8 protein-coding genes and 1 pseudogene are annotated in these 7,937 nt (G+C 30.3%); all 9 read right to left on the reverse strand.

Features of this window, described 5'->3' with window-relative positions:
- A partial coding sequence (locus Q0649_RS21775) for a citrate/2-methylcitrate synthase (RefSeq protein WP_298846855.1) occupies positions 1–592 on the reverse strand: 592 nt, incomplete at its 3' end.
- 112 nt (positions 593–704) lie between these two features.
- On the reverse strand, positions 705–1,193 hold the full coding sequence (gene ilvN, locus Q0649_RS21780; RefSeq protein WP_298846858.1) for an acetolactate synthase small subunit: 489 nt from the start codon (positions 1,191–1,193) through the stop codon (positions 705–707).
- 16 nt (positions 1,194–1,209) lie between these two features.
- Positions 1,210–2,820, reverse strand: a complete 1,611-nt coding sequence (ilvB, locus tag Q0649_RS21785; protein WP_298846860.1) for a biosynthetic-type acetolactate synthase large subunit — start codon at positions 2,818–2,820, stop codon at positions 1,210–1,212.
- Between the two features lie 493 nt (positions 2,821–3,313).
- Positions 3,314–4,306 (reverse strand): ABC transporter permease, encoded by a 993-nt coding sequence (locus Q0649_RS21790; RefSeq protein ID WP_298846863.1) that lies wholly within the window; start codon positions 4,304–4,306, stop codon positions 3,314–3,316.
- A 1-nt stretch (position 4,307) separates the two neighbouring features.
- Positions 4,308–5,231: an ABC transporter ATP-binding protein gene (locus tag Q0649_RS21795; RefSeq protein WP_298846865.1), complete on the reverse strand. Its 924-nt coding sequence runs from the start codon at positions 5,229–5,231 to the stop codon at positions 4,308–4,310.
- A gap of 153 nt (positions 5,232–5,384) precedes the next feature.
- Positions 5,385–5,711: pseudogene (locus Q0649_RS21800) on the reverse strand (ATP-binding cassette domain-containing protein); the annotation flags it as partial.
- 54 nt (positions 5,712–5,765) lie between these two features.
- Complete coding sequence (locus Q0649_RS21805; protein WP_298846867.1) at positions 5,766–6,041, reverse strand: hypothetical protein; 276 nt, start codon at positions 6,039–6,041, stop codon at positions 5,766–5,768.
- A 267-nt stretch (positions 6,042–6,308) separates the two neighbouring features.
- Entirely contained in the window at positions 6,309–7,619 is a 1,311-nt protein-coding gene (locus Q0649_RS21810; protein WP_298846869.1) for an ATP-binding protein, read from the reverse strand.
- A 35-nt stretch (positions 7,620–7,654) separates the two neighbouring features.
- Positions 7,655–7,937: LytTR family DNA-binding domain-containing protein (locus Q0649_RS21815; protein WP_298846871.1), on the reverse strand; the 283-nt coding region annotated here is incomplete at its 5' end.

Below are 7,937 nucleotides of genomic sequence, written 5' to 3' on the forward strand. Positions count from 1 at the left end.
GTAAATTGTTATTGTTATGATAATGTGATAGTGCCTGATAACCATAAACCACCATGAGTGGGAAACAAGCAATAAGCCTCATGCATTGTTCTAAAACATTACTTGCAGAAGTATCCTCTGCTTTATCATCTATGCTATAAAGAGCTAATATACTTCTTGCGAGTGAATTCATTATATTTTTACTTGGCATTTTAAGTATCATATCCCGAACAAAATCATCTGGAAGATTTCGATATTTAGAAAGTAAACCTGTAAAGTTTTTAAGTTCATCTTTCTTTGGAAGCTCACTAAAAAGCAATAAATAACAAGTCTCTTCAAATCCAAATCGACCATCTTTTAAAAATCCATCCACTAAATTTTCAATACTTATACCTCTATATTTTAAAACACCTGGGGCTGGAATTGTCTTATTATTTTTTACGATAGAAGCATTCACTTGACTGATTTCCGTTAAACCTACAAGTACTCCATGACCATCAACATCTCTAAGCCCTCTCTTTACTTCATATTTAAGAAATAACTCTGGTTCTATAAAACCGCTTAACTTTTTTGGAATTGTATTTTTAAAATGAATTAATTTATCATTATCCATAATATCTCCTTTCACAAAGTAATACTAATAACTTTCTACTATATTACACTATATTACGTATTAATACTTAAAATATAGGAAATTTTGTATGAATTTGTCCTGTACGATTTTACTAATCTATTTCTGAACGTCGTTGAAGCACCGCAAGTCCTGTACGGACAATTTCCTTAATTCCATACGGCCTCATTAATTCAATAAATGAAGATACCTTCTCCTCATCACCAGTAATTTCAATAATAATACTCTTTACATTCATCTCTACAATATTACATTTAAATATATTTACTGTTTCTATAATAAAAGATCTAGTACTTTGATCAAGCGTTACTTTGATGAGCGCCACTTCTCTAGAAATAGATTTTTCAGGACTTAGCTCTAATATTTTTATTACATCAACTAATTTGTTCAATTGTTTTACAATTTGCTCAGTGATTTGTTCATCGCCGCTGACTACAATTGTCATACGCGATATACTAGGATCATCTGTAATACTAACAGTTAAACTATCAATATTATAACCTCTACGCGTAAATAAACCGGCCATTTTACTTAAAGCACCTGGATGATTTTCAACTAATATAGATAAAATGTATTTATTCATAATTTCCCACTCCCTTCTATAATGTGCTTTCTTCTTCACTTACAATACATTCTATCAAAAAAGTTTTATTACTTACCATAGCTTCCTCTAGAACCCCTTTTAATTCTGAATTGGTGTTAACTCTTTTTCCGCAAAATCCATAAGCTTCTACCAATTTTACAAAATCAGGATTTTCATATAAACTTACTCCATAAGTATTTTTATATACATTGCTTTGATATTCACGTACCATACCAAGATTTGAATTATTAAATAATAAAAATATTATATTTAAATGATTTTGTTTAATAGTACCTAGCTCAGACATGCTCATTTGAAAACTTCCATCTCCCATTACTGCAACAACACGTCTCTTTGGAAAAGCGAGCTTACAGCCAACTGATGCAGGAATAGAATATCCCATTGTTCCAAGTCCACCGCTAGTCAAAAATCTTCTATCACCCACCATATCAAGATAATGAGAAGTCCAGATTTGATTTTGCCCAACGTCTGCTGTAATCAAAGCATCTTCTTCTATCATTTGTGATAAAAGTTCTAATGCATATTGTGGATTTACTTTTTCGCGCGATGGCCTAATTTTAACATATTCATTTTTCCAAAAGTTAATTTGCTCTATCCACATTTTTGTATCAGTTTTCGTTACTCCATCAGTAAGCTCTTGTAATATATTTTTACAATCCCCAACTACAGGAATAAGCGCGCTTAGATTTTTACCTATCTCTGCTGGATCAACATCAATATGAATAATATCTGCCATTTTTCCAAAGCTCTTAGACCCACCTGTTGCTCTATCAGCAACTCTTGTACCAACAAGAATTAGAACATCTGCCTCAGCTACTGCTTTATTAGCATATTTATAACCGTGTGACCCAATTAATCCAACGTTATAAGAATATTTTGATGGTATTCCATCCTTACCCATTAATGTGTGTACCATTGGAATATTAGATTTTTCTATAAACTTTGTTAGTTCCTTTTCAGCCTTAGCCGACATTACTCCGCCGCCGACACAAATAAGAGGCTTCTTGCTGCTTTTAATCTTTTCTAATGCCTTTTTTATTTGCCTTTTATTTCCATTTATAGTAGGTTTATACCCTCTTATATTAATCTCACTTGGATATTCAAATTCAATTTCTGTATTTTGAATATCTAATGGTACATCCACAAGTACCGGGCCTGGTCTTCCAGTTCTTGCTATATAAAATGCTTCTTTCATAATCCTAGGTATATCTTTTGCGTCCTTAACTAAATAACTATGTTTTGTAAAAGAATCTGTTGCTCCAATTATATCTGCTTCTTGAAAAACGTCTTTTCCAATTAGGTCTGTTCGCACTTGTCCTGTTATTGCAATCATTGGTATAGAATCTGCATATGCAGTAGCAATTCCCGTTATAAGATTAATAGCTCCCGGGCCTGACGTTGCAATGCATACTCCTATAGACCTTGTAGCCCTTGCATATCCACTGGCACTATGGCCTGCTGCTTGTTCATGCCTTACCAATATATGCTGTATATCAGAGTTCCTTAATGCATCATATAAAGGTCCCACCGGAACCCCTGGGTAACCAAACACTATTTTAACATTTTCTTCTTGTAAACACTTAATTATTGCAACCGCAGCTTTCATTTTTGTACCTCCTTCAATTTTATATAAATTAGAATTTTAAGTATAAAAAAAAGACCTCATCCCCTTGGGGCGAAAAGTCTATCACGGTACCACCCATTTTTATATCTTCATTTTATAACGGTGTATAATTAATATACGCCGGCACGGCTTACCCCATACTGTTTCTATACAACATATAAACAATATAACTTCAACTTACAACTCAAGGGTGAGTTTCAACATTAACCATTTATGGGTTTACACCGTCCCCACTCTCTTAGAATATGAAGAATGCTTACTTTCCCTATCAAAGTTTTCACAATATTCAAATTTATTTTCTTTGTTTTAAAATATTATACTTTAAGGTGTTTTTTTTGTCAATATTTATTTAATAAGATAGTCTAATTTATGTAAACGATCAACTATATGCCATTCTATTATAATTATAAAAACAGCGAGAACATTTTTGCTCTCGCTGTTTTTATAATTATACTTAAATACTAATTATACAAATTTAAATATCACGCTTTTCAAAAACATAAAAACCGGCAAATGCGAATATTACAAAATATATTGCTGATAGTACAATAGCATATGTCATTGTTATTCCACCAATAGGTGCTCCTGAAGTAACAAATGCAGAAAAATTAGACATCCCAAGTGGAAGATATTTACCCCAACTGAAAAATATAGCTAATAATTGCACTATGCCACTACCAACGAATAGCAAGAATAAAGAAAATCCAGTTGCAATTGATCGAGAACGGGATATTGCCGAAATTGCAAAAGCTATTATTACATAATTAAGTACTTGAAGATAATCAAGTAAAAATACAATAATCGTTTTTAATGCTGCTGGAACATATATTATGCTGCTACTTGTCCACAACATCTCCTTAGCCCCCATGCCACTAAACCCAAATAATATACCCATCATTACAAAGTTCAATAAAAATGTTGCTACCAAAAGTTCAAGACCATAAATTATCGTAGATACTAGCTTTGCAGAAAGAATCTCATAACGTTTATAAGGTCTTGATATCATCATTTTCATTGTGCCTTCTGAAAATTCGCCCGCAACTAATGCTGTACATGCTATTATTACGAAAAGCGCAATAATTCCACCGTAACCAGCCTTTGAAGCAAAATCCGTACTTCTTGACCAAACATTTTTTTGAGTTTCTGGTTTGATGTTATTTTTAACACTATATTCACCTTCTGCGATTACCTTTTCCAGTGACCCTATAGATGCTTTTGCCATCTTATTCGTACTACCCTGTGCCTGCTTTAGTTCAATCTTTTGTAGTACTATATTAGTCTGCAATTCTTGTTTCCAATTTTGCGAAACTTTAATAGTATTAGGAACCTTCTGTGACACAGTGTAATATTTATAAACACCAGTTGCCGCTAATATAAGTATAATCATTATTAAGAACATTACTTTTGTAGAGATTCTTTTCCACAATTTCATGTTTTCTATTGAAACAAGTGTAAAAAAACTACCCATTTTATTTGCCCTCCCCTGTAAGTTTCATAAATACATCTTCAAGCGATTGTGTCTCTTTCTTATCCATTCCTAAAATAGCAATACCTGCCGTTGTTAAGGTTGTAACTATTTCAGGTACACGTTCCTTAGTAGTTTCAATATGTACTCCATCACCTAATATGCTACTATTTATATTAATGCCTGTTAGAAGTGAAACTGCCTTCTCATTATCATCTGATTCTAATACCAAAACTGTTTTATCATCTTCCTTTGTCATATTAAGGAGTTCTTCAACAGATTTTATAGTTATAATTTTACCTTTATTAATTATACCAACACGGTCGCACATCTGTTGCATTTCTCCTAAGATATGACTAGATACAAGCACTGTAAGACCAGTCTCTGATGCTAACTTACGAAGTAACACTCGCATTTCCTTAATTCCGGCTGGGTCAAGTCCATTAGTAGGTTCATCAAGTATAAGAAGTTTTGGACTATGAAGAAGTGCTTGGGCAATTCCTAATCGCTGCTTCATTCCAAGCGAGTAAGTTTTTACTTTGTCATTTATCGCTTTCTCAAGATCCACAATTTTCACTACTTCATTGATACGTGCCTCATCCACACCTTCATATATTTTAGCAAACATCTTAAGATTATCCATTCCAGACATATATTTATACATATCTGGATTTTCAACTATGCACCCAATATTACGCATTGCCCCTTTAAAATCATCCTTAACTGAGCATCCACCCACGTAAATAGTTCCCTCAGTAATTTTTGATAGCCCAACAATCATCTTAATAGTAGTAGATTTTCCAGCTCCATTAGGTCCTAGAAACCCAAATATTTCTCCTTTTTTTAGTTCAAAACAGATATCTGAAACTATAGTACGTTTACCAATTGTTTTTTTAAGATTATCAATTTTCAATACTTCATTGTCCATAATATGCCTCCTTGTATATAACTTAACATCACATTTATATTTTACTATTCTTTTTATATAAAACAACCTAAAACCCTCATAACGTACGTTTTTTCTCATGAACGGAATATTGGTGACACATCAATGGCAAGTGACAAGTTAAATCACCATTACTTATTGCATTACTTCTTTTACAAGCTCTTCCCTATCTACTATTTCTCCGTCAATCAATTTTATAATAGATGTATCATATTTTGCAGCCTCTTCAGAGTGAGTTACTTGTATCAATGTTTTACCATATTTCTTATTTATTTTCTTAAATAAATTCATCATATCTGTTCCATTTTTTGAATCAAGATTTCCAATTGGTTCATCCAAAAATATTATTTCCGGTTCAAATATTAAAGCTCTTGCTATAGCAACCCTCTGTTGCTGTCCCCCTGATAATTCCCTTGGAGTAAGTTTTCTCTTATCTTGCATACCAATTATGTCTAACATTTCATCCTCCGGATGGCCCCATAATTGATATAAACTCCCCTTTATTAACTTTAAAGTTTATTTTTTATCCTCAGATGTTCTTTTTGAAATTATACACTTTTCTCCAATGAATCTAGTTAAGTTACCTTCAATTAAATTATCTTTATTTATGTTTTTGTCTTCCTTACCTCTAATTGTTACATTGTTTATTTCCTCTCCATTAGTTGTTGCTGCTAAGTCTATTTCAGAATTTATATTTTTAATTCCTATTTCTTTTATATCTCTAGGATTAAAGAAAGCCCCAGCCCCTTTAGATGATATAACTATATCTTTTCCCTCATAGGATTCTGTCATTGGTTTTTCAAAACTGCTAATTGCAATTTTAACTGTTCATGAAACTGTTACTAATAACCCTGTACTCATTGCTATAGCCAAAATCAGCAAACAAAATCTAGCTTTTTTTTCAACCATACTTTTGACTGTATATTTGAAAAATATTCTCACACATGTCCCCCCATTTACCTTGAATTTTTTCTAATTAGTTATATTAAAACAAAAAGATGGATTATAAAATTAACATCCATCTTAATACCTATATCTTGGTTGATTATTCTAAATAAATTAAAGACTAACGTTACTTATATTTGATATATTAGTAACTTTAGAGGTTTGATTGAATAATATTTTAAAAACAGTATAACCATCTTCAAAAGATAATTGAATATCCCCGCCATTTTTTTTAGCTACTTCTTTAATATTAAAAAGACCATATCCCCGATTATCACCATTTTTGGTAGAAAACCCTCTTTTAAATATGTTTTCTATATTATCTGGTTTTATTGTTATTCCACTATTTCTAACCTCTACAATATTAGCATTTCCTTCTGAACATATATTTAATATAACAATCCTATCTTCAGTACCATTTATAACTGCTTGGAAAGCATTGTCAAGCAGATTGTTTAGTATATCTGAAATTTCATAATCATTTAAACTATTATCCAATGAATTATTTGTCACATTAAATAAAAATTTCACATTTAATCGCTCTGCATCACAAAGTTTATTGTATATTATAGCCTTAATAATAATGTTATCTATGTATATGATGTCTTCAATAATATCATTTGAATCTTTAAGTGACATAATATACTTTCTTAATTCATTTTTAACTTCTTTTTCGCTACTTACTTCTACTATTGCATTTAAAGTATTTAAATAATTTTTAAAATCATGTTGTTTTCTCCTAGTCTCTTCTACTATATCAAGTAATATAGGTTTATACATGTTCTGAATTTCTAAAATCTTTTTATCCTCACTTATTTTAATAATATAATAGTATAAAAATATATTCAACGATATCATTGCTAATATAATAAAAATGTATACTAAGAGGTTATCTAATATTATATTTTTGTTATATTCCCATATAAATTTAGAAAATACAATATATAACCCTAAATTAATTGCAAAGTAATATAATATCTTAGAGTCCAACTTCATAACTTTCTTTGTTATTTTACTATAATTACATTTTGATATAATAACAGCACAAATTAATTCAATAAAAAGAAGAGTAATCCTCCATACGAATTTATGTGAATATGGAAAACCCATAAAATTTGAACAAGCAATTAGAATTATCTGCAAACTCATATTAACACATGATAATACAATAAATTCTACTATTGTCCTTATAAAGGATCTCTTATACATTACCTTTATTAAGATTATCATACTAATATACCTAATAAAAAAATCCACATAAACATTGACATTATTTATTATCATTAGTATAACTATTTCTATTAATATTATAGATAAATTTTTCCACCAATTATTTTCTTCTTTCGCACAAAACTTTGACCATAATAGCATAAATATAATCAATTCAATAAAACTAGCTAAGGCATATTGCAGAACACTTATCATCTCATACCTTCCTTTTTATAACAAATTCAATTTAATTACTGAAATTGTTTCATTATTTCATTTTTGAATTTGTAACCTAAAGGTGCGTTTTTATCATAATTTTCGAAATAAATTTCACTTAATTTATTATCAACGTTCTCTATTTTCTTTATATAATTAACGTTCACTGCAAATGATTTATGACACTGAATTATATTATTACAATTTATAATCTTAAGAATTTTACTAAGCGCTAAATTATTAACTTTATAAACACCATTTATTGTATGTATCATACATTTACGAAGATAAACCTCTATAAAAATTGTCTCATCAACA

It is taken from the genome of uncultured Clostridium sp. (assembly GCF_937920395.1).
Classification (GTDB): Bacteria; Bacillota; Clostridia; order Clostridiales; family Clostridiaceae; genus Clostridium_AD.